Source organism: Bacteroidota bacterium (genome assembly GCA_039111535.1).
Lineage (GTDB): Bacteria > Bacteroidota > Rhodothermia > Rhodothermales > JAHQVL01 > JBCCIM01.
Map to the genome: position 1 here is coordinate 37,508 of JBCCIM010000004.1, position 22,507 is coordinate 60,014.

19 protein-coding genes are annotated in these 22,507 nt (G+C 50.7%); 17 read left to right on the forward strand and 2 right to left on the reverse strand.

Annotation, left to right across the window (positions count from 1 at the left end):
* Positions 1-24 precede the first annotated feature (24 nt).
* The gene (locus AAF564_01235) at positions 25-462 is read right to left on the reverse strand and encodes a hypothetical protein (protein ID MEM8484134.1); all 438 of its coding nucleotides are present in this window, start codon (positions 460-462) and stop codon (positions 25-27) included.
* Positions 463-716: 254 nt separating this feature from the next.
* Here AAF564_01235 and AAF564_01240 point away from each other — a divergent pair, with 254 nt between their 5' ends.
* The 3 genes from AAF564_01240 to AAF564_01250 all read left to right on the forward strand — a co-directional run bounded on the left by AAF564_01240 (position 717) and on the right by AAF564_01250 (position 5,075).
* Positions 717-2,423 (forward strand): DEDD exonuclease domain-containing protein, encoded by a 1,707-nt coding sequence (locus tag AAF564_01240; GenBank protein ID MEM8484135.1) that lies wholly within the window; start codon positions 717-719, stop codon positions 2,421-2,423.
* A gap of 241 nt (positions 2,424-2,664) precedes the next feature.
* The gene (locus AAF564_01245) at positions 2,665-3,291 is read left to right on the forward strand and encodes an MIP/aquaporin family protein (GenBank protein ID MEM8484136.1); all 627 of its coding nucleotides are present in this window, start codon (positions 2,665-2,667) and stop codon (positions 3,289-3,291) included.
* 98 nt (positions 3,292-3,389) lie between these two features.
* Positions 3,390-5,075: a S8 family peptidase gene (locus AAF564_01250; GenBank protein ID MEM8484137.1), complete on the forward strand. Its 1,686-nt coding sequence runs from the start codon at positions 3,390-3,392 to the stop codon at positions 5,073-5,075.
* 15 nt (positions 5,076-5,090) lie between these two features.
* On the opposite strand, the gene AAF564_01255 is transcribed toward AAF564_01250, so the two are convergent.
* On the reverse strand, positions 5,091-5,789 hold the full coding sequence (locus AAF564_01255; GenBank protein MEM8484138.1) for an RDD family protein: 699 nt from the start codon (positions 5,787-5,789) through the stop codon (positions 5,091-5,093).
* Positions 5,790-5,825: 36 nt separating this feature from the next.
* Between AAF564_01255 and AAF564_01260 the strand changes: the two genes are divergently transcribed.
* The 14 genes from AAF564_01260 to AAF564_01325 all read left to right on the forward strand — a co-directional run bounded on the left by AAF564_01260 (position 5,826) and on the right by AAF564_01325 (position 22,460).
* A complete protein-coding gene (locus AAF564_01260; GenBank protein MEM8484139.1) occupies positions 5,826-6,797 on the forward strand; it encodes a stage II sporulation protein M in 972 nt (323 codons plus the stop codon).
* Positions 6,794-7,759, forward strand: coding sequence for a hypothetical protein (locus AAF564_01265; GenBank protein MEM8484140.1), 966 nt, complete (start codon positions 6,794-6,796; stop codon positions 7,757-7,759). The genes AAF564_01260 and AAF564_01265 overlap by 4 nt, the downstream gene beginning before the upstream one ends.
* A 13-nt stretch (positions 7,760-7,772) precedes the next feature.
* Positions 7,773-8,510 carry a DUF4129 domain-containing protein gene (locus AAF564_01270; protein MEM8484141.1) on the forward strand — a complete coding sequence of 246 codons (738 nt, stop codon included), beginning with the start codon at positions 7,773-7,775 and terminating at the stop codon, positions 8,508-8,510.
* Between the two features lie 2 nt (positions 8,511-8,512).
* The gene (locus AAF564_01275; GenBank protein ID MEM8484142.1) at positions 8,513-9,811 is read left to right on the forward strand and encodes a DUF4350 domain-containing protein; all 1,299 of its coding nucleotides are present in this window, start codon (positions 8,513-8,515) and stop codon (positions 9,809-9,811) included.
* 12 nt (positions 9,812-9,823) lie between these two features.
* Positions 9,824-10,804 (forward strand): MoxR family ATPase, encoded by a 981-nt coding sequence (locus tag AAF564_01280; GenBank protein ID MEM8484143.1) that lies wholly within the window; start codon positions 9,824-9,826, stop codon positions 10,802-10,804.
* A 44-nt stretch (positions 10,805-10,848) separates the two neighbouring features.
* Positions 10,849-12,135, forward strand: coding sequence for a DUF58 domain-containing protein (locus tag AAF564_01285; protein MEM8484144.1), 1,287 nt, complete (start codon positions 10,849-10,851; stop codon positions 12,133-12,135).
* Positions 12,136-12,192: 57 nt separating this feature from the next.
* A complete protein-coding gene (gene folD, locus AAF564_01290; GenBank protein MEM8484145.1) occupies positions 12,193-13,047 on the forward strand; it encodes a bifunctional methylenetetrahydrofolate dehydrogenase/methenyltetrahydrofolate cyclohydrolase FolD in 855 nt (284 codons plus the stop codon).
* A gap of 264 nt (positions 13,048-13,311) precedes the next feature.
* Positions 13,312-14,970, forward strand: coding sequence for a sodium:proton antiporter (locus AAF564_01295; protein MEM8484146.1), 1,659 nt, complete (start codon positions 13,312-13,314; stop codon positions 14,968-14,970).
* 67 nt (positions 14,971-15,037) lie between these two features.
* Positions 15,038-15,622: a hypothetical protein gene (locus AAF564_01300; GenBank protein ID MEM8484147.1), complete on the forward strand. Its 585-nt coding sequence runs from the start codon at positions 15,038-15,040 to the stop codon at positions 15,620-15,622.
* A gap of 57 nt (positions 15,623-15,679) precedes the next feature.
* A complete protein-coding gene (locus AAF564_01305; protein ID MEM8484148.1) occupies positions 15,680-16,156 on the forward strand; it encodes a GNAT family N-acetyltransferase in 477 nt (158 codons plus the stop codon).
* 247 nt (positions 16,157-16,403) lie between these two features.
* The gene (locus tag AAF564_01310) at positions 16,404-18,983 is read left to right on the forward strand and encodes a hypothetical protein (GenBank protein MEM8484149.1); all 2,580 of its coding nucleotides are present in this window, start codon (positions 16,404-16,406) and stop codon (positions 18,981-18,983) included.
* 20 nt (positions 18,984-19,003) lie between these two features.
* Positions 19,004-20,392, forward strand: coding sequence for a glycosyltransferase (locus AAF564_01315; protein MEM8484150.1), 1,389 nt, complete (start codon positions 19,004-19,006; stop codon positions 20,390-20,392).
* Between the two features lie 239 nt (positions 20,393-20,631).
* Positions 20,632-21,519: a histone H1-like repetitive region-containing protein gene (locus tag AAF564_01320; protein ID MEM8484151.1), complete on the forward strand. Its 888-nt coding sequence runs from the start codon at positions 20,632-20,634 to the stop codon at positions 21,517-21,519.
* Positions 21,520-21,848: 329 nt separating this feature from the next.
* Positions 21,849-22,460, forward strand: coding sequence for a superoxide dismutase (locus AAF564_01325; GenBank protein MEM8484152.1), 612 nt, complete (start codon positions 21,849-21,851; stop codon positions 22,458-22,460).
* Positions 22,461-22,507: the final 47 nt, after the last annotated feature.

Below are 22,507 nucleotides of genomic sequence, written 5' to 3' on the forward strand. Positions count from 1 at the left end.
CATCGAACGCAATTGGCGTGGCTTCTATTGGCTGGTCACGTTGAAGGTTTCATCGTAAGTAGAAACGGCAGCAATTATGTCTTGCTCGGTGAGGCCGTCTACGGTTAGCGTGACCTGGTTGCTGTGGTCCTCGCTTTGTCCGATGATAACCAGGCCGCGGGTGTCTGCGGTAAAAGTGAACGTGCCATGGATGGTGGCGTGGGGCGTATTGAGTGAGATGGCATTGAAGGTGAACCCGGTATAGTCCATCGGGTCATTGCGGTGGGTGCCACTCTGGCCGCCAAAGGTGGGGGGGCGTACTTTCCATGCTTGCGCTGAAATGGCAATGTTCATGGCATCCGAAATGAGCGATTCTGCATTGCTCTTTTTCAGATTGTCTTCAAAGGTAAAAATGCCGGCAACGATAGCAACTGCTACGAGGACGATACCCAATACAAGAAGTAATAGCTGCTGCTGACCCATTGCTCCGGGGGGAAGGGGATCCGGTCTTTAGTGAAGTAAAGTGTAAGGAGTTGTGAAAATACTAATCTTTTCCCAAAAATAAATAGCCTGGGGTCAACTATTCGCGATTCTGAGAACTTTTTCTGTTTTTGAAACCTGTATATGTTTAAATTATGTAATACACTGTTTGTATCATTCCTGTACCTGTGCGCCCCTTTGGCGCCCACTGTGCTGCCAGTTGCCTGTTGTCGTTTCCCGTGCCGGCCTGATTCCCCATGGATTTGTCAGATACCTCTTTTGTAGTTGTAGACACCGAGACGACGGGTGTGCGGCCGGCTACCGAGCGTATTATCGAAATTGCTGCCGTGCGGGTTGTCGGCGGGGAAGTGGTGGATACCTACAGCCAACTCATCAACCCGGATCGCATCATTCCGGGTCGGATTACCCAGATTACCGGGATCTCCAACAGCATGGTTTACGAGCAACCCTTTGCCGATCGGGTGCTGCCAGAATTCCTGGACTTTCTTGGTGATGATGTCTTTGTTGCCCACAACCTGGGCTTCGACCTTGGGTTCATAAACGCTGAATTGGCCCGGCTAGACCTGCCCGGCCTCGCCAATCCCTCCCTATGCACGCTTCGTCTTGCGCGCCGGCTATTGCGAGGGCTTCGGTCAAAAGGACTCACCGCCGTTGCTGCTTTTTATGGGATCAAAATTAAAGGCCGGCACCGGGCCCTCGGAGATGCCACGGCCACGGCAACCATTCTCGGCCATTTCCTCCAGAAGGTGCAGTACGAAAACGAAGTTGAAAACCTCGACGACCTGCTGCGTTTTCAGTACGCAACGTATGTGGGCAAAACAGGCACGAAGAAGAACCTGATCCACATCAAACAAAATGTACTGCCCGAATTGCCGCGCGACCCCGGCGTCTATTTTATGCGCGATGGCCGCAACAAGATCATCTACGTGGGCAAAGCCAAAAACCTGCGTAGCCGGGTCAAGAGTTATTTCAACGCCATCGAAGGCCATGAAACCAAAACCCGCAACCTTGTTGACCGTGTTGCCAATATCACCTGGGAGACGTTCGATACAGAGTTGCAGGCCCTGCTCGAAGAGTCTCGGCTGATTAAAGAATTGAAGCCCCGTTTTAACAAGGCCCAAAAGTTTTACCGCAACCGGCCTTTTATCAAGGTATCCGTAAACGAACTTTTCCCGCGCGCATCTCTGCATACCTACCTCGTTGATGATGGGGCGGACTACTTTGGTCCGGTTGCCACGCGCCGGCAAGGGGAACTGCTGCTCGACCTGATCAACAGGTTTTTTCTACTGCGCGAATGTGACGACACCACCTTTAATCGACGTACAACCTGCTTGTATCAGGATCTGAAACGGTGCAAGGCCCCTTGTGAGCGAAGCAACAAAAATGACTGGTATGACGATGAGGTTGAGCGGGTTAAACGGTTCCTTCGAGGAGAAGATGGGGACGTGATACTCGAACACCTCGATGAGGCCATGCGGGCGGCATCCATCGCGATGGACTATGAGCAGGCGGCGCTGTACCGGGATCACAGGGATCTTGTGTCGTTGCTGCTGGAAAAACAAAGCTACATCGCTTCGCCGGTGTTAGAACACAACGCCATTGTTGTGGACAATTCTATTCATGATAGTCATGTGCGCTTGCTGTTTGTGTGTCGCGGTCGGCTGGTTGAGACCTTGAAATGGGCACTGCCACTGGCCGATGACAGGGAAGCAATCTTGCGCGAACGGATTGCAACGCATTTCATCATCGAGACCAATCCAGACGAAGAGGCGCCTGAACCCACGCGCTACTTTAAAGCCGAGATTGAAGAAATAAGATTGTTGGCGCACTGGCTTTATGTTAACCGGGAGGCAAGCCAGAAAATTGATTGGCAACAGGATACCACCGAGGCAGAAATGGTTGGTCAAGTCATGTCTTTTTTGCAGGATATCCCTGTTGGGTAGTACGGGACAAAAAGGAGCTGTTAGACTGGTTTTTAGTACGATAATTCTGCGCCAAATTGGCATTCACGGTAGTTTTGGATTAATATAACCTAAACAGACTGCGTACCCATTGCCCTCCGGGTAGCTGCGTTTTACGTGATTTTACGTCGCCCATTCGCCGCATTCTGTCGCCTTAAAGTTGCAATAGCCCACATCTCCGACAGGACCCACCTTTTCCTGCCATAAAACTTAAGGCTTAAACATGAACAAGTATGTAACAGAGTTTATCGGAACGTTTTTTCTCGTGCTTACCATCGGATTGTGTGTAACCCAGGAGGTGGCTATGGCCCCGCTTGCCATTGGGTGTTCACTTATGATTATGGTATACATGGGAGGCCACGTCTCCGGTGCCCATTATAATCCCGCTGTGACGCTGGCTGTGTGGATGCGCGGCTCACTTTCCTCCAAAGAAGTTGCGCCTTACATGATCTCACAGATCCTTGGTGCTATTGTAGCGAGCTTGGCGGTCAATGGTATCCTTGGTCAGACTTTTGCGCCGGCTCCTTCAGCAGCGGCTGGCCCTGCGATAACAGTCGAAATTCTGTTTACCTTTGCCCTGGCGCTTGTTGTATTGAATACAGCAACTGCCAAGGCTACCGAGAATAACTCTTTTTATGGCCTCGCGATCGGCTTTACCGTCGTTGTTGCTGCGTTTTCAGGAGGGGGTATCTCTGGCGGTGCATTTAACCCGGCAGTTGGTATTGGACCAACAATTATTGATGCAACGATGGGTAACGGGACCTTCAATAACCTTTGGTTGTATCTCGTAGGGCCCCTTGTTGGTGGCGCGCTTGCTGCCATCGTATTCAAATTTCAGGATAACGATTAAATCTACAGATTTAGTCCGATAACCTGTATAACATTTACCGAAACCCCTCGGATAACGCATTCGATGGGGTTTCGGATTTTTTCCAGGCTAGAGAAGCGATGAAGAGATTCCATGTAATCCAGGTACTTTGGGTAGTTTTACTGCTGGCTGGTTGTTCTGCGGGTACACAAGTCACAACACCAGCAACGGTGCCGGCCAATCCGCCGCCTTCTATGCCTGCGGCTGAAGCCGAAGAGGTCGATGCAGAAGAGGCTTCTGAGGAAGAACGGCTCAACCACTGGATGCATCTCACAGGAGATGATGGCGCCTACGTAGGTGTTGGCACGCGTCGCGCGTATACCGCCCTGTTGAAAGACCGCACACCAAAGCAAACGGTCATTGTGGCGGTTATCGACTCTGGGGTTGACATCCATCACGAAGATATCAATGTGTGGACGAATACCGATGAAGTTGCCGGCAACGGCGTAGACGACGACAAAAATGGCTATGTAGATGATACCCATGGCTGGAATTTCATCGGCGGTGCTTCGGGAGAAAACGTGTATTACGACACCTTTGAAGTGACCCGCGAATACGCGCGGCTGAAAGGGCAATACGAAAGCGTAAATCCTGAAACACTTGACGAAGCCGGCCGCGCTGAACTGGCCTACTTCGAAGAAATCCGGGTTGCCTTTAATGATGAAGTGCGGCAAATGACGGAAATCTACAACAACATAAATGCAGCTGCGGGCATGCTGGATGCTGCAAACGGCATCATGGGTGATTTCCTCGGTAACGCTGACTTTACCATCGAAGAGGTGAAGAAAGTATCCTCTGCAAGGGAAGACGTAAAGCAGGCAAAATCGATCCTCGAATACTTTGATCAAATCGATCTCTCGCAATCACAGCTTCTTGATGAAAAAGCCACCTTTGAAGGCTACCTGCAGAAAGGGTTGAACCCGGATTTCGATCCCCGATCTATCGTTGGTGATACCTATAACGACAGCGAAGAACAGTATTACGGCAACAATGATGTGATAGGCCCGGATGCGTTCCATGGCACACACGTGGCCGGCATCATCGGGGCCAAACGTGGGAATATGCTGGGCATTGACGGTGTCGCTGATGCTGTCGAAATTATGGCTGTTCGGGCTGTGCCTAAAGGTGATGAGCGCGATAAAGATATCGCGAATGCCATTCGCTATGCAGTAGACAACGGTGCGCACGTTATCAACATGAGTTTTGGCAAAGGCTTCTCACCGCAAAAAGAAGTGGTTGACGCGGCCATTGCGTATGCTGCTGCCAATGATGTTTTGATGATACACGCAGCCGGCAACGATGGGGAGAGCAACGACAGCACCATGAATTTTCCAACACCGATTTTGCTTGAAGAAGCCGGCGAAGTTGATCCATGGATTGAAGTTGGCGCTTCTTCCTGGGAGGGACCGCAGAAACTGGCCGCCAGCTTCTCTAACTTTGGTAAGCAGAATGTAGATGTATTTGCTCCCGGCGTCGACATCTATTCAACGACGCCGGGTAACAAGTACAAGCACTCGGATGGTACCAGCATGGCCTCGCCCGTAGTTGCCGGCCTTGCGGCCCTCATTATGGCTTATTACCCCGATTTTTCGGCCAATGAGGTGAAAGAAATCTTGCTCTCGTCAGCCGCCTCCTACGCAGACCAGATGGTCACCCAACCCGGCACAGAATCAACCCAGATTGCTTTTGGGGTGCTGTCGCGTTCCGGCGGCATCGTAAACGCCTACGAAGCGCTCCGCCTTGCAGAAGAACGCGCCGGCAGATAGCGCAGCAAGCTTTCCTTACCGTATCATGTGATTGTAATCCTTGATAACCGTTTGCAGGAATGCGATAGGAGAGAGTGGGGAATCTGCTTCCAGCTTCTTCAACAACGTAGCCTTCATCTTTTCGCCAATTGGGCCGGCATTGCCTCCCTGCTGTAGCGTGTCGAGCACTTCTTTTGCCAGCGTAATTTCTGCTTCACTGAGCAGGCTTGCGTTGTCGAATGTGGGTGAGTAGTCTGTGTCAAGTTTGGTGTAGATGGTATCTTGCAACCCAACGGATCTTGAGATTTTAACAACGGCCGTGTTGGCCGCCATATCGCCGATCCGCTGGCCTTTGCCCCGCACAATGACTGTGACGAGAGCCACAAGCCCTAGTGTCATTTCAACTTCAATGAGTCGAAATAGCCACCTGATTATATAGTCTCCTACGTGCGGTGCAGTACCATCCAGGCGGGTAACTTTGATCCCGCGCAATTTTTTTCCTATTGTTTGACCGTTAAAGAGAATTTCTGAAAGGACAAAGTAGAGAAAGTAGGGGATTAAAATGACGATGGTCGTAGCAGTGGACTGGACGGCCTGGGTTGCAAGCGTCATACTTATCAAGTAAGAAATAAGAATGCATAAGTCGATGATTGCAGCAATAGCTCGATCCCCGACGCCGGCAGCCTCATAATCTATATAGACATTCTGTGCGGTTGTTATCTTAACCCGGTCCATAACTCAATCCTGTGCCTTTTGCTGGCACCCATTCAAATGCGCGAATTAGCGTTCCTTCATCAGCGTGCTGAACAATGGAAAACCTTTGAGTCAGCGCTGGAAGGCAAATCTGAATATGATTCTGATCAACTGGCAGACCTGTTTACACAGGTGCTGGAAGATCTGTCTTATGCCCAGACTTTTTACCCCGGCTCCAATACCACGTCGTATCTACAGGGCCTCGCGGCGAAAGCACACCAGGAGATCTATAAAAACAAACCCGAAAGCAAAAGCAGGCTACGCGCATTCTGGTTGGATGAACTACCAGGTATCATGTACACGGTGCGCAAGGAACTGCTTGTCTCACTTGTGATTTTTGTTGTCGCCATTTCGATCGGCACCATTTCAGCCAGCCAGGATACCGGTTTTGTGCGGCTGATTCTCGGTGACGCGTATGTAAACAAGACCCTGGAGAACATCCAAAACAATGACCCCATGGGCATCTATAAAAGCATGCAACCGGTCGACATGTTTCTTGCAATTACCTTTAACAACGTACGGGTATCGTTCATCGCGTTTGCCGCCGGCATGTTGTTTTCAGTGGGTACAGGCTACGTATTGTTCTCAAACGGCGTAATGCTTGGGGCTTTTCAGTACATGTTTTATGAACGGGGCTTGCTGGGTGAAGCCCTGCTTGTGGTCTATATCCATGGCACGTTGGAGATATGCGCAATCATCATTGCGGGTTGTGCCGGCATTGTGATGGGCAATGGACTCCTGTTTCCCGGCACGTACCCCAGGATTACATCGTTCATAGAGGCCGCCCGCAAAGGAGCCAAAATTGTAATTGGTCTCGTCCCTGTATTTATCGTTGCAGGATTCCTCGAAGGTTTTGTGACGCGCCAGACCGACATGCCGATCTACTTGAGCCTTTTCATTATCATAAGTTCTCTTGTATTCATTCTCTGGTACTTCATCTTGTACCCAATCCAACGATACAAGGCTACATCAAAACCCAACGCCGCATGAGTATGCTTGAACAAATAGAATTCCGGAAACAGCGGGATTTTGGCGATGTAATCAACGTTACGTTCCAGTTTTTGCGTCAGAATTTTTCTCTGTTAAGCAAGAGCCTGCTTTTTATAGTGGGTCCGGTTGCGCTACTTGGTGGGCTGAGTGGTGTCGGGTACATCGATTCGTTGCCCACTGTACTGGACGATTCAGAGGCGGTACCGGATGCGCTGAGCATGGGCCTCTTTGGGTTGTATTACATGTTACTCATCGTCATGGGCTTGCTGGCAAGTGTCCTTGCGGTGACGGTAGTGAGCAGTTTCATGTTTCTGTACCAGGCGCGCGGTGCCGGCGGTTTTGATTTTGAAGATGTTTGGGCAAAAGTCAAAGAGCGCCTGTGGGATATGGCAAAAACAACGATGCTGGCTGTTGTGTTGTACATGTCGAGTTTTGTTTTCATGCTTGCTCCAATGATGATTATTGCGCTGAGTACTTCATCTGGCGCCATGATGTTGGCCGCAGTTGCGACGTTCATTGGTATCATCATATGTATTGCAATCTTTTTCTATTTCGTCGTGGTGATTGCCTTGTTGTATCCTGTTCGTATGTTCGAATCTTCCTCAACAGGGGTGACGTTTTCGCGCAGTCGCTTTTTGCTGAAAGACAACTATTTGAACTCTTTTGCGGTGTTAATCGTCTCGGCGATTCTGATGATGATTTTGGGAATGGTATTTAGCGCGCCCAACTATGCCTTTGCGTTTGTTGGCGGATTACACTCCCTCACAGATGGGGAGGCAGGGGTAGTTAAATACCCGTTGATGCTGTTGAGTGTATTGGGATCAATCGGGAGCAGCCTCATGTATGCGGTGCCCGTTACAGCTATGAACCTGCAGTATTTTAGCCTTGTCGAGAAAAAAGAGCAGACTGGACTCATGGGACGCATTGACGCGCTGGACAAACAGGCGGGAGATGGTGTATAGCCGACGAACATACGTGGCTTTCCTTTTTGCACTGGCGTTCGGATTGTACCTTCCAGCCAGTTTGCCGACATACGCGTTAGCGAAGGCCAACCCATCGGACCAATCCCATGCTTCAGCCGGCCAAGCTGATTCAATTGCCGTAGCTGTTCGTCAACCTCCGACATCGGTATTGTCAGCCTATCGCGACAATCCTGATTACGCGTATCGACAACGCACAGACCAGGCGCTTACGTTCTGGCAGAAAGTGCGGCGTATGTTTCTGGATTGGCTAAGCAGAATATTCGATACCAACAATCAGGGCAGCATTTGGGAATACGTGATGTATGGGGTTGCAATTGGGCTGGTCCTGTTTGCTGTGCTAAGGGTCATGAAAATGGATTTCCGTGCCCTCTTTAGTCCCAGGGATGGCCCTGTGCCCGAAATTGTCGAGTTACCAGAAGAGTTACGGCAAGAGACTAATTTTATTGCACTGGCAGAGGCCGCCACCAATGAAGGGCATTTTCGGCTAGCAGCCCGGATGTACTATATGCATGTATTGCGCGCGCTCGATGCCAACAACATCATCGGCTGGTCACCCCGGAAAACGAATCAAGATTACCTGAAGGAATGCCGGAATTCAGATATTCATACCTCTTTTCGCCGGTTGACCTACCTCTTTGATTACGCGTGGTATGGCGACTTTCCTGTGGATCAGGCCCATATTACCGAAATGCAGGTCTTGGCACAGGACGTTGCCAAACGGGTAGGGTGACGATGATATCGCGAAAAGATGCCAAATATCTAAGTGTCTTCCTGCTGGTGTTTGCACTTGTCGTTTGGGCCAACGCCAAAAGCACCGAAAACCCATGGGAGGTGTCCTTTCAACGGGGAGATACACGGGCATATGGCAGCAGTATCTTGTTTGATACGATGCCGTATCTATTTGAAAATAAAGAGATTAGGTCTATAAATTTTCCACCCTATACGCTGCTGGAAGATACCTCGATTGTTAACACGAATTACCTCTTCATTACAAGAAATTTCGATATAGACAAAGCAGAAGCGGACGCGCTGTTGCGGTATGTTGCCCGCGGCAATACCCTGTTTATCGCCGCTGATGTTATTCAACCACCCCTTAGTGACTTGTTGGATATTAAAACAGATGTTGAGTTTATAGAAAATGTTGAAAACCTGCAGGCGCTTGCAGAGACCAGTCTTTTTGATACGACGAGAATAAATCTAGCATACCCGGAAGTTGCCGCGCCGGGCGGATATTATTATTCGACAGACTTGCTGTATTCGACGCTACAAAAAGTAAACCGGGAAGATTCTGCCAGTGAAGATTCTGCCAGTGAAGATTCTGCCAGTGAAGATTCAGTCGATGCACATTCGCCGGCGGTGACCCTTCCGTATGAAGTGTTGGGAAGTTATGAGGATGGGGGGTATAATTTTTTAAGAGTGGCGTATGGCGCCGGCGCTGTGCTGGTGAGTTCGGTGCCCCTGGCGTTTACCAATTTCAATATGCTGTACGAAGGCAATGATGCCTATGCGTATGCTGCCCTTTCCTATTTGCCTGACCAGCTTACATACTGGGATGCCTACTACAAACCAGGCCGGCCCTCGCAGCAAACGCCCCTACGCTATGTGTTGTCATCAGAAGCTTTGCGGATGGCGTATTACCTCGGCATATTTGGGTTGCTTTTTTTCATGGCTTCCAATGCACGGCGCCGGCAGCGGGTTATGCCAATTGTAGTGCCAAAAGAAAATCGAACGTTGGAATTTGCTACCACGGTGGGGCGGTTGTATTTCAACGAAGGGGACCACACGAACCTGGCGCAAAAGCAACTGGAGCAATTCAAACATTTTATGCACAGTACACTGCATTTGCCCAATCGGCCATTGACTGAAGTAGAGACTTCAATAATCGCAGCCCGAACCGGCGTGCCCGCAGTGCAGGTAGACACGCTGTTTACGCATTTGCTCGCAGTAGAACAAGGAAAGCAGGTCGATGCGGCAGGGTTAAGTGCGCTGGCCAATGAACTGGATCAATTTTATAAAGCAAGTACCCGGTAACAACTGAATATTATGCAAGAAGAGCGAAGATTTGAGAACCGTGTTGCATTGGATGAAATACGATCCGCGGTCGAAAAGGTGCGACTGGAAGTGCAAAAGATCATGGTTGGACAGCATGCACTGATTGATGCTTTGCTTGCAGCTGTGTTGGCAAACGGACATGTGCTGATTGAGGGTGTCCCCGGCGTTGCTAAAACGCTTGCTGCCAAACTGTTGGCCCGCACCCTGGATGTGGGCTTTGCGCGCATACAGTTTACCCCCGACCTGATGCCTTCAGACATTCTCGGGACAGCAATTTTTAACCCCAAAACCACAGCTTTTGAGTTCAAGGCCGGCCCCATTTTTTCGAACATGATATTGATTGACGAAGTGAACCGCGCGCCGGCAAAAACGCAATCTGCCATGTTTGAGGTGATGGAGGAGCGGCAGGTGACCATGGATGGGGTAACCCATAAAATGAAGCAGCCCTTTCTGGTATTTGCAACGCAAAACCCGATTGAGCATGAGGGGACATACCGGCTGCCTGAAGCGCAACTGGATCGCTTCCTGTTTAAGCTCAACGTTGGATATCCGTCGATGGACGAAGAAGCGCAAATGCTGGCCGGGCACCATGCCGGCCGTACGGGGCAAGATCTGAGCAACGTAAAGCCTGTTGTGTCAGCGTCCCAGTTGGTCGCATTTCAGCAAACTGTGCGGTCTTTGCACATTGAACCACGCTTGCTTCGCTACATCACCGAGGTGGTACAGGCCACACGCAACCATGAAGCCTTGTATCTGGGCGCGTCACCTCGCGCTTCGCTTGCCATGATGGGGGCTGCAAAAGCATTTGCTGCGATGGGAGGGCGTGATTTTGTGACGCCAGAGGATGTTCAGCAAACAGCAGTACCGGTGCTGCAGCACCGTATTATGCTTACGCCGGATCAGGAAATGGAAGGCGCTACGCCGGCGCAGGTTGTTGAACGGTTGATCAGTAAAATCGAAGTGCCTCGATGATGCACGTGCTGCGATCCCTTTTTCTGACACCACGATGCTTTCTGGTGATCAGTTTGCTTACAACGGCATTTATCCTTGCCCACTTTTATCCGGCATTGCTGGCCGCAACCCGCATTACATTTTTTGTTTTTGTTGCACTTGTCGCGCTGGATGTATGGCTCTTGTACCGCGTACGAACAGGGATCTCTGGTACGCGGGTCTGTCCGGACCGGCTTTCCAATGGCGACGAAAACCCGATTTCTATTGAACTCAACAATCACTATACTTTTCCACTTACGGCCGAAGTTATAGATGAATTGCCGCTTCAATTTCAGGCGCGTGACAATGCACATCATCGGATACTTAAAGCCGGAATGCGGGAGGTCATTGCTTTTACGCTCCGACCAACAGAACGGGGGCTTTATCGTTTTGGGCATGTTAACGTGTTAGCCTGTACGCCGCTCCACCTGGTGCAACGTCGCTATCAGGTTGCGACAGCGCGCGAAGTGCCTGTATACCCTTCATTTTTGCAGATGCGCGGCTTTGAGTTAATGGCAGCCAGCAATCGACTGCATGAGGTGGGTGTGAAGCGGATTCGCCGCATCGGGCAAGCTTCCGCGTTTGAGCGTATTAAGGAGTATGTTGTTGGAGATGATCCGCGAACAGTAAACTGGCGAGCCACTGCACGGCGAGGCGAACTGATGGTGAACCAGTACCAGGATGAGCGGGCCCAGCCGGTGTATTGTTTGCTCGACGCGGGGCGGGTCATGGAGTTGCCTTTTGATGGCATGACCTTGCTGGATCACAGCATCAACGCGTCGCTGGTAATCAGCAATGTTGCGCTCAAGAAGCAGGACAAAGTCGGACTCATCGCGTTCTCCAGCGAGATCCATAACGTTTTGCCGGCCTCAGCCGGGGTGCGGCAATTGGGCCAGATGATGGATCGCTTGTACGGGCTGCAAACCAATTTTCTGGCAACAGATTATGAGCGACTTTACAGTACGGTCCGGCGCCAGGCGCGACAGCGCAGTTTAATGCTCCTGTTTACGAACTTTGCTTCGATGGCAGCATTAAAGCGGCAACTACCGTATCTGAAGGCGCTGGCTCGCAACCATCTACTTGTTGTAATCTTCTTCGAAAACACCGAACTCACGGCCCTCGCGTCCATACCACCTGCCGATACAGCGGCTGTTTATACCCGCACCATCGCAGCGCAGTTTATGCTGCAAAAGCAACAGATTGTCAAAGAGCTTCAGAAGCATCTTATACAATCGGTTTTAACGCGGCCCGAAAATCTATCGGTGGATACACTCAACAAATATCTGGAGCTTAAAGCCAGAGGGCTCTTCTAACGGCTGAAGGGCAGGCCCAACGCACAAGAAACCTAAACCTTAGCATACACTCCCCCTATGGCAGGAATACTTTTAGACGGAAAGGCGTTGGCGCGTAATCTTGAAAAAGAACTGGCGAAACGCGTAGCGCATCTTGTTACCCAAACCGGACGCACCCCCATCCTCGCGACAATTCTGGTTGGTGATGACCCGGCATCTGCGACGTATGTACGCATGAAAGGCAATTCCTGCAAGCGCGTCGGCATGGATTCAGAGCGCGTAATTTTGCCGGCAGAAACAACAACAGCGGAGCTAGAGCAGGTAATCCACGACCTCAACGCAAATCCTGATGTACACGGTATTCTGCTGCAGCATCCGGTGCCCTCACAAATTGATGAGCGGAAGTGCTTTGACGCCATCTCTATAAAAAAAGACGTAGACGGCGTTACCACGGCCGGCTTCGGGCTGATGGCGATGAAAGAAGAAGCTTACGGATCCGCGACGCCGGCTGGCATTATGCGTCTGTTGAAGCACTACGAAATTCCGCTGGAAGGCAAACATGCCGTTGTAATTGGAAGGAGCCCGATTTTGGGCAAACCCATGGCATTTATGCTGCTGAATGAAAACTGCACGGTAACCATTTGCCATTCGCGAACGCAAAACCTGCCCGAGCATGTGAAACAGGCTGATGTGATTGTGGGCGCAGTAGGCCGGCCTGAATTTATTCGGGGCAGTTGGATAAAACCCGGTGCCGTTGTGGTGGATGCCGGCTACAATCCGGGGCCGGTAGGCGATATTGAAATATCAGCCATCATCGACACCTGCAGCGCCTACACACCAGTGCCGGGCGGGGTAGGGCCAATGACCATCGCAACGCTTATTGCGCAGACCGTAGAAGCCGCTGAGAAGGCTGCTGGAGTCGATGTGCATTAATTCATAATTTGTTCTATATTTCTAGTCCTTGCTGTAGCCTGGTGTAACCGAATGCGTGGTGGTTTACACCTGGGGTACAACGGTCTGCGTCTGCAGATACCGGCGAGATTCATACTGGTGTGACCCTGCGCTATCATCACCGTGATACCATCAACGCAGGGGGCCTTATACCTTAGGTCTCACCCGCACCAGTACATCGTGCCCACCAGGTATCTCATGCCATCGACGCATGACACTCCTTCTGATTAGAGAAGATCATCTCGGATGAATTTCCATTTATCTGCTACCCTTGGACTATCTGTACGGATGGATGCCATGAAGTATGTGCAGCGTCTGCTTCAGATGCGCATGTGTATTGTTAACCCTTATTTCAAGCGAGTATTTGTGGAGCGAATGAGCCTGTCGCGTGTTCTTGTGCTTGTCTGTGTGGTGGTGGGGCTATCCCTTGCTGGCATTGCGGATGCCGGCGCTTCGCCGCTCGATCCCGAGTTGCTAGTTGCTGAATCGGTAATCGCCGAAACCCTACCCACCGAATCAGTGGTTTCGCCGGCGCACCCGGCAAATGTGTTGCCCGCCGCTATGCCGGCTGCTGCGGATGGGGAGGCACCCCCCGTATGGTTGGTTATCCCGTTCATGTTGCTCCTCATCATGATTGCCACCGGGCCGCTCTTTTATGCCCATCACTGGCATCATCACTACCCCAAATACTCCGTTGCTTTTGGGGTGTTGGTTGTAGGATATTACCTGTTTACCAGCAACAGTTCGCCTGTCCTGCACGCCTTGCAAGAATACTTCTCTTTCATTGCACTGGTAGCCTCCTTATTTATTGCAGCAAGCGGTATTTATCTTGGGATTAATGCAAAAGGGACCCCGTTCAACAACGCGATCCTGCTTTTTGTCGGTTCCGTCATTGCCAACCTGATTGCTACAACAGGGGCGGCGATGCTATTCATTCGGTCGTACATGCGCCTCAATAAAGGCCGGCTGCGCCCGTACCACATTGTCTTCTTCATTTTCCTTGTGGCCAATATTGGTGGTGCGCTTACCCCCATTGGTGATCCCCCTCTTTTTCTTGGCTTTCTGCGTGGTGTGCCGTTTTTCTGGACCTTAACGCATGTGTGGTATATCTGGCTGCCCACAACGATTGTGCTGCTTGGTATTTTTTATGTGATCGATTCGCGTAACAAGAACCAGGGCAATGTACCTGATGCGAATGAGCCGGTGGTAACACTGGAAGGCTCCAAGAGCTTTATCTGGATTGGCATCATCATTTGCAGTGTATTTATCGATCCTAACGTGCTATCCTTTGTACCCAACCTCTACAAGGAATTTCACTTTCCAATTGGCATCCGTGAAATGATCATGTTCCTGGTAGCTTTCCTTGCCTACCGGTTTGCCAATAAAGCATGTTTCGAGAAAAATGAGTTTTCCTTTGAGCCCATTCGCGAAGTAGGCTGGCTGTTTTTGGGGATATTCTGCACCATGCAGCCGGCGCTGCAACTCATCAGCAATTTTGCCAAAGAGAACGCCGATAACCTCGGTGTTGGTGTGTTCTACTGGGGTACCGGGTCGCTTTCGGGTATTCTCGATAATGCGCCTACCTATCTGAATTTCCTTTCTGCTTCAATGGGTAAATTCGGACTCAATGTGGATGACCCGGCAGCTGTAAAACAATTTGCTGAGTCAGCTGCTGCCCACCCGGAGAGTTGGTTCTACCTGCAAGCCATCTCAGTCGCTGCCGTATTCTTTGGCGCGCTGACCTACATTGGCAATGCACCAAACTTCATGGTGAAAGCCATTGCTGAGGGGAATGGTGTTCGCACGCCTTCTTTCTTTGGCTACCTTGCGCGGTATTCGATTCCCATTCTCTTGCCCGTGTATTTCATTATTTGGCTGATTGTTTACAGTGGCTATATCCTCTAGCGGATCATTCCCGCGCCGGGTGAGGTAAAGTTGTATCGTTTCGGCACATTGTTTACAGGTTTTTACATTGGAAAAACTCATCCGCGAGTATATCCCGCACGACCCCACAGTCGGCCTTTATGTCGCGCCAGACATCCCATTCAAGAAGCTGCACAATGCCCTTGAAGACTACGCCAAGAAGGTGCGACGCAAAGAAGTGGTTGCGCTGTATGATGCAACCCTGATGGGGTCTGCAAAAGACGGCGCGCTCTTTATGGCGGACCGGTTTGTGTTTCAGAACAACAACCTGGAGCCGGCTTACGAAATTCTGTATGACGATCTTGTCGAAGTGAATCTGAAAAAGAAAATGATGGGCGGCCAGCGGCTACAGCTTAGTGTAAATCGCGGACGCGCCACCATCAATCTTGAACTCGACTTCTCCGGGAAAGCGAAAGCTGCGCCTTTTGTAGCCCGTTTGTTGGAAGATGTAATGTTCAGGACCACCGAAGCGGAGATGGCAAGGGACACCCGTCGTCGGTCAGATGATCGCACCCGCGAAGCCCAGGAGACCGATGTGCGCGTCGTTGAAGAAACCCTGATTGCACTCGTTAGAGAAGGCCATTTGCTGGAAGACGACTTTCGGGATATGCTGCGCGTACTCAACCAGCGATAATCTTGCCCGTCGTCCTTCGACGGGTGCCTGGGCTTTTGAGATTGCATACGTAAAGGCATGAATAAGTACACAATTCGCCCCGCTAAAAAAGCAGATGCAGCGCCCCTTTTGGAATTGGTACAGGCGCTTTGCACCCACACAGGCGACGGCATTGAACACTTCGATGACGACCGCTTCCTGGAAGATGCGTTTGGAGATGATCCCCAGTTTACCGTACTGGTTGCTTCGGATGAAGCAGGCCAATTGGGCGGGTATACGCTTTTCTTCGATGCTTATGAGCCGAGCCACACAGCACGCGGGGTTTACATTTCCGATTTGTTTGTGGCGACGCATGCCCGACAAGCTGGGCTGGGCCGGCAACTGATCGCTGCGGTAGCGAAAGATGCCAAAGCCAGGGGCCGTTCCTTTCTCTGGCTGGTCTCACCCAATGCGGATGCCCACCCATTCTATAACAAAATAATGGACGTCTCGCAGGCCCTTGTTGCATTTGCGCTTACTTACGACGCCTTCGATGCGTTAGCTGCGGCAGACTGATCTCTTTTTGGCACCACCATTTCTCTTTTTTGCCGGCCTGTCACATGGCTGCTTGCATCGCTATTTCTAATCCGCGCTGGATAGACCTTGCAACGATAGCGGGGTAGCAGTTCGGTATAAAAACATCTCCCCCTTAAATCTTGGTCCCGAAAAGCTGATACACTCATTTAGAGCAGTTTTGACCCAACGATAGATAGACGCACTATTAATAATTCAATTCAGTCTATCCTTAAGTATTAACTAAGCAATGCAGAAGCCAGATTCTTCAGGTACAACAGCGTTAGATGGCGCGCAAGGATCTTTTTTGGACTTTAAACTGGGCGACATCAAACTGGGCGATTACGTCCTGCTGGCCTTGCAACTGGCGTTATTTTACGTGGTTGTTAGCCTGTTCAGCATTGAAGAGTCATTCGGGTTTTCAAAAATAGTCCCGATCATTGTCGGGGGCTTTTTGATTCATGCCTTGCTACCGTTGCGGTTCAGGATGCCGTTCTTTACGCTGATTTCGCTCGGCGCCATCGTAAGTGTACTGGGGCCGGTCGGGGGTGGTATACTCATCGGCATTGGCTTGCTCATGATCGGGGTCTGTCATATTCCGATTGCGCGTTGGATGCGGGTTGTGTTGCTGCTGGCCATTACAGGCGTTCTTGCAATGTACAGGAGCGAAATCATCGCTTCATCCTGGAGCGCTTTGGTTATGCCGATTTTGGGCTCCATTTTCATGTTTAGGCTCGTTGTCTACTTTTACGACCTGAAAGACGAGAAGCCGGGCACCACTATTTGGACGCGCCTGTCCTACTTTTTCCTGCTGCCTAACGTCTGTTTCCCGCTTTTCCCTGTTGTTGATTACAGGATGTACAAGCGTACCTACTACAACTCGGATGCTGCTACCATATACCAGCAGGGCATGTTGTGGATGATGCGTGGGACGGTGCAGTTGATATTGTATCGGGTGGTCTATTACTACCTGCTGGTTGCGCCGGGCGATGTGAACGGACTCTGGACCTTTGTGCAGGCAGTGCTGACAACGTACCTGTTATACCTGCGTATCTCAGGACAATTCCACCTCATTGTTGGGATTCTCTGTCTGTTTGGGATGAACCTCCCTGAAACGCATCACCTCTATTACCTGGCTTCTAGCTTTAGCGATTACTGGCGCCGTATCAATATTTATTGGAAAGACTTCATGATGAAGATCTTTTTCTACCCGGCGTTTACCCGTTTTCGCGGCATGGGCACAACCCCGGCGCTTGTTATTGCAACGAGCCTGGTATTCCTCATGACCTGGATCCTGCATTCTTACCAGTGGTACTGGCTGCAGGCGCAATTCCCGATTACGGTGCCAGATGGTCTATTCTGGGCCATTTTGGGACTTGTTGTGGTTGTCAACTCTTTGCGTGAAATCAAAAATCCGCCAAAGAAAGCACTGGGCAAAAAAGCATTTTCCTTTAAAGATGCCTTTGTGCATTCTTCCAAGGTTGTAGGGATGTTTGTATTCATCTCTGTGTTGTGGTATCTGTGGAGCAGTGAAAGTGTTGAGGCATTTATCCTGGCCGTTGAAGCGGCCGGACAAGAGCCGGCCAGCGCCTACCTCCAACTGCTTGCCGGACTGGCAGGACTTATCGTTGTTGGCGTACTGCTTCAGTTTGCAGCATCCAAAAACTGGTTGTTTGATTCTGCTCCATCCAAAGGCGCCATTTTCAAAACAGCTGTATACTGCGCCGTATCGTTCATGATGCTTATTGGCATAGATCATCAGGTATTCAAGTCACAGTTGAACGAAGAAAATCTGGCGTTTGTAGAGTCGATCCAGTCGGAGGGCTTCAATCAGCAGGACCAAACGGATTTTGAACGTGGGTATTACGAGTCGCTACTCACCACGAACAAGTACACGTCGGCGCTTTGGCGGACAAACATGAACAAGCCAGCCGGCTGGGCAGGTATCCAGGATTCAGATGCAGTGCGGCCAACAAACGACATCAGGATTTACGAATTGATTCCTTCTATTCAGACGGAGCTCAAACAGGCGCAGCTTACAACCAACCAGTACGGCTTGCGCGACAAAGAATACCCGATGGAGAAGCCTGAAAACACGTACAGGATTGCCTTGTTGGGTACGTCGTACGTGATGGGGTCGGGTGTAGCAGACGACGAAAACTTCGAGACCTACGTCGAAAACAAGTTGAATAGCCAGGACGATGGGATCAACTATGAGATCATGAACTTCGCAGTAGGGGGGTACGGTTTGATGCAGCAGGTAGATGTTGCTGCGAAGCGGGTATTCGACTTTAAGCCTGATGCCCTGTTCTACGTGGCGCAGCCGTCTGAAGTTGAGCGTTCATACCTCCGCCTGATCAAACCCATTCGCTCTGGTGTGCCTATCGAGTATGAAGGCTTGAAAGCGGTCATCGAGACGCTGGATGTGGATCCGGGTGACGAGCCGGCCAAAGTCAACCAGGCATTGGCGCCGGCAGCAGAAGAAATGGCGCGTTGGGCGTATGATTATATTGCGCAGTTGGCAATCCAGCATGGGGCTGAACCAGTGATGGTATTTTTGCCGCAGACCAAACGTGCTTTTGAGCCAGGTGAAATCGATTACCTGACCAACATGGGTCGTGAAGCAGGCTTTACGCATACCATCGAACTCGATGATGTGTATGATCCTATTGACATCGAGTCCATTCTATTGGCCCCGTGGGATTATCATCCGAATGTACGCGGGCATAAACTGATAGGGTCACTCTTTTACAAACGGTTGAGCGAATCTCCACTGACACAGGAAATTCGACAATCAGTGCAGACGGCTGAGTTGGAGACGGGCCGGTAATCATTAGGTTGGCGTCAATAATGGGCAAACTTCTTTGTATTTCTTACCGTTTTGCGCCGGAGACCTATCCGCTTGCCATTCGGGTGGACAACTTTGTAAAACACCTCAGCAATTCTTTTGAGATTGAGGCCATCACGGCTGCGGAAGATGCACAGGCTCCGGATAATGTAAACACCCACCATGTGAAGCCGCGGGTACCAACCCGGATGATTCGCCGGCTCCGTAAGCTCCGGCTCGGTAAACTGGTCCCTTTCCTGTTCTGGCCCGACATGTTTCTGTTTTGGATCTGGCCGGCCTACAAAAAGGCCAAAGCCCTGATCAAGGCAAATCGGCCAGATGCTATTGTCGTGTTCATGATGCCCTATTCGCAGGGACTCGTTGGCATTCTGCTGAAGCGCAAATTTGGTATACCGTTAATCCTGAACCTGAACGACTCACCTACGTGTTCGTCGTTACATCCGGTTTTTCCTTCTCGCCTACACTTTTATCTGGCAAAAAAACTGGAATCGCTTTACATCAGATCTGCAGACGCTATCGTTTATGTGTCCAAGCAGAACCTGGATCGACTAAAAGCAGACGTGCCGTCTGCAACCCGTGATCGGATGCATCTTATCCGACGTGGCGCACCAACGGTGCAGCTAGATACGCTGCCTGAGAAGAAGGACAACAACCTGCACATCGTATATGGCGGCGGCATGGGAGGGTGGTACGCGTTCACTGAGCCTGAAAAACCTTCTTTTGCCAAGCGGATGTACACTGCCTGGGAGCAATTAGGCACGTACAGGCTGGTAAAGCTTGATCACCGCAGTCACAGTCCCGTATACCTTGGGCTGGCAATCAAACAGTTGATTGAAAGAAAACCGGAGTGGAAAGGTCGGATTACGCTGGATATTTATGGCAACAAGTACCCGATGCCCCTGGTGAACCAGGTTTTACAGCAGCATGGCATCGAAGACCTGGTCAACATCAACGGTGTACTGCCACACAAAGAAGTACTACAAAAGGTGTTTGGTGCGGACGCGCTGTTTATGGCGCTACCCGAGCGGAATGATGGCTCTCCGGATGCGCGTATTTCTGCCAAAACCTACGAATACCTGATGAGCGAACGGCCAATTATTGCCGGCCTGTCTATGGGGGAGAACACGCGCTTCCTTTCCCGTTTTGATGGGGTGCATATTGTCTCTCCGCGTGATGTGGATGCAATGGAAACGGCTATAGAAAATCTCGCAACGCGATTCTTCGCCGGCGAATCGCTCAAAGCGAACCGGAGTCAGCATTTTGATGCGCTCGGCGTCCCCAAAAAGGCAAGGGACTTCGAAGCTGTTGTCCGACACGCCATGGCGCCTGATACCTATCCACGTCCGGATACAGAGGCAGAAGAGACACCGCAGGTCTCAGCAACCGCATGAGCAGCTAAGTTTGATGAGGGAATGTTGATTGGGGAGCGTATGATATATGCCAGGCTCACCTCCGCTTTATCCCGCGTTAGATTTGATATCCCCCGATACACCACAACGATCAGCGTCGCATCACGAGTGGGCCGGCTAAAGATCAGATCACGACTTATTTAAGCAACCATTTAAGTGTGCGAAAAGGCCGCCGATAATACAGGCTCATAGCAAAACCCGATCACTTAAAGGTATATATCATGAGTCGGATTAAACCTGAAGATTTGCCAACTCCAAAGAAAGTCTCCAGGAAGCGAGCCCAGCAGTTGCTTGCACAATTCTCAGTTAGCGGCACCAGCAAGTACGACGTCTATGTCGAAGCAGCGCAGAACCTGATTCCAGGTGAAGCACTGGACACGATGGTGTTGCCAGAAAATGTCATCACAAGCATCCAGAAAAAATTCCGCGAGCAGGGTCTGAACCGTAAAAGCGGATTTTACGTAATCAGCAAATCTACGGGAAGCGAAAAGAAAGGCTTCAAATCCCTGCTGATCGGTCGTTATGCTTCCGTACCGTCTACCCGTGCAGCTGCCAAGCCGGCTCCGCGCAAGACGACAACGCGTTCTACCGCGAAAGCCAAACCAGCTTCACGGACACGGACCACGACAAAAGCAACGTCAACACGGCGCACTTCCAAAGCGTCTGCCGCTTCTAGCGCGAAGAAAGCAACAAAAGCTTCTACCGCTAAAGTGAGCCGCAAAGCCAAGCCTGTGGTAAAAAAAGCAGCACCTAAAACTGCTGCCCGCAAGACCACAGCTAAAAAAGCCGTGGCTAAAAAGCCAGTAGCTAAAAAGCCAGTAGCCAAAAAAGCTTCTGCCAAAAAGGTTGTTGCCAAAAAGCCAGCTGCTCGGAAAACTGCCGCCAAGAAAACAGTTGCTAAAAAGACTGTTGCCAAGAAAGCAGTAACCAAAAAGACTGTTGCCAAAAAGACGGTCGCTAAAAAAGCAGTAGCCAAGAAAGCACCCGTTGCTAAAAAGACCACTGCTCGGAAGACAACAGCTGCTCGCAAAAGCACAGCAGCTAAGAAAGCAGCTGCCAAGCCGGCAACTGCTGCAAAAAGAACAAACGGCGTGGCTGTGGTTGCATAAATCACAGCCCGTTTTTTTGTCCAGCCCCGACACACGTTCGGCAAACCCTTTTGGGGATGCCGATCAGGTGCCGGGGCTTTTTTTGTGCTACTTGAACTGGGAAAGCCGCTGTCCTCCCGGGTGTCGCTAAGGATCTCAGGAGGAAATGATGCCCCTTTGGAAATACCCGGGACAAAAGCAGGAACACAGAATTACGAACAGACTACCTTTACTCGACACTCGACACTCGACACTCGACACTCGACACTCGACACGCGAACCCAACGCAGTTTTGGACGTACGAAGGCCGTCTTACACCTGTAATCACCCAATAAACCAAGAAGAGACTTATGGCATTCTCGCTTCCAGATCTGCCCTACGCACACGATGCACTGGAGCCACATGTAGACGCCCGGACCATGCAGATTCACCATGGGAAACACCACCAGGGCTATACCAACAAATTGAACGCTGCACTGGAAGGGCATGCAGACCTTGAAGCCAAATCAATCGAAGCATTGCTTCGCGGTATTGACGACTTGCCTGATGCTGTAAAAGGCGCGGTACGCAACAACGGTGGCGGATTTGCCAACCACAGCTTGTTCTGGTCAGTTATGTCGCCGAACGGCGGTGGTGCACCTGCAGGCGACCTTGGCGCAGCAATCGACAGTACTTTTGGTTCGTATGATGATTTCAAAGCCAAATTTGCTGCAGCTGCCGGCACACGCTTTGGCAGTGGCTGGGCCTGGTTGGTAGTTGATGGCCAGGGCACACTCAAAGTTTACAGCACTGCAAACCAGGACAGCCCCTTCATGAAAGGCGATACGCCGATTATGGGGCTCGATGTATGGGAGCATGCCTATTACCTCAACTACCAAAACCGTCGCCCCGACTACGTGGCTGCCTTTTGGAATGTTGTCAACTGGGAGCAGGTAGCTGCTAACTACGCAGCAGCCAAGTAAGCTGCTTTCATGGACATGACGCAACGCATGTCGGAGTTTTGACGGAG